This window comes from Heyndrickxia ginsengihumi (assembly GCF_011008565.1).
In the GTDB taxonomy this organism is placed as follows: domain Bacteria; phylum Bacillota; class Bacilli; order Bacillales; family Bacillaceae_C; genus Weizmannia; species Weizmannia ginsengihumi.
In genome coordinates, this window is the sequence record NZ_JAAIWK010000057.1 from 1 (window position 1) to 1,440 (window position 1,440).

Sequence of the window (1,440 nt, forward strand, 5' to 3'; positions counted from 1 at the left end):
AACAAGAGGTTGATTTCCGCTCGAGGAAGCTCGCTTTCCGCGGGCGAAAGCTGAGCCTCCTCGACGCTGTCCGTCTGCGGGGTCTCAGCAATTTCGCTCATCCTGAAGTGACCCCAAAAAGTTAGACACATTTATTTCATTAGACAGCTAAGGTTTGAGCTCGGTATTGCACAGGGCTCAAGCCTTTTAATTTTGTCTTAATTCGTTTGTTGTTATAGTACTCGATATATTTTTCTAGTTCTACTCTAAAACGGTCCATATTCTCAAATTCCTTAAAATAGAGGAATTCTGATTTTAGTATGCCAAAGAAGTTCTCCATAACAGAATTATCATAACAGTTGCCTTTACGTGACATACTTTGTGTGATTCCATGAGTTTGGAGCGCTTGACGATATTGTTTCATTTGATAATGCCATCCTTGGTCCGAATGCATCAGGAGTTGGTGGATGTCTGGTAAACAGCTGAATGCCTTTTCTAACATCTCTGAAACAAGAGAATACGTTGGTCTAGAGCCAAGCGTGTACGTGATTACTTGTCCATTAAATAAATCTAATACAGGTGAAAAATAAAATTTTTCACCAAACAATTTGAATTCTGTAATGTCTGTTACCCATTTCTCGTATGGTTGAGTCGCCTTAAATTGACGATCTAAAAGGTTGGGTGCGATCTTTCCGACAGTCCCCTTATACGAACGATATTTTTTCATGCGAACAAGGCATTTTAAACCTAATTCTTTCATAAGGCGTTGCACTTTTTTATGATTCACTTTTTGGCCACGATTCGCTAATTCATCACGAATACGACGATACCCGTAACGTCCTTCATGCTCATCATAGATCGATTGAATTTCTTGTTTTAATGCGGCATCTGGATCAGGACGGTTCATTCTTTTCACTAAATTATAATACGTACTGCGTGGAATTCCAGCTAGTTTTACTAGCTCTTTCACCGGAAATTCATGCCTTAGTTCATAGATTACTTGTGCTTTATCTTGTTTGGTGATTTTTCCTTGCTTTGAACTAAGGCATTCAACTTTTTTAAATATGCATTTTCCATACGTAAACGCTCAAGTTCTTTTTGCATTGTTTCTAATTGGTTTTCTGTTTCTTTCTTTTGTTTCTTTGACATATTTAGACGGCCCTCTTTCTTTAAAACAGGCACATCTAGGTCTCCATTATGCCACTTTTCTTCCCACCGTTGAATGGTATAGGGAGAAGGTAGATTAAATGCAATCGCTGTTTCTAGATAAGATGCACCGTTTTCAGTTCGATAGTTTAGTACCTTTAGTTTAAACGTAGCATCATAAGTTGTACAGCTACTTCTAGGTGATAAAGCATGTATGCCATGCGATTTATATAGACCTACCCATTTTCTTACCGATTTTCGATCGACTCCTACGAATTCACTTACCTCACGATAGGAGTATTTCCCCGTTAAATA

The 1,440-nt window shown here is 38.4% G+C and carries 1 protein-coding gene; it reads right to left on the reverse strand.

The features are described 5' to 3' along the window. Positions 1–139: 139 nt before the first annotated feature. Positions 140–1,440 (reverse strand): IS3 family transposase gene (locus G4D61_RS17785; protein ID WP_437177748.1). Its coding sequence is split into 2 segments (ribosomal slippage), with 1,302 coding nucleotides annotated over them: positions 140–1,041 and positions 1,041–1,440; the frame shifts between segments, so codons are not numbered across the junction. This gene is flagged as partial in the annotation.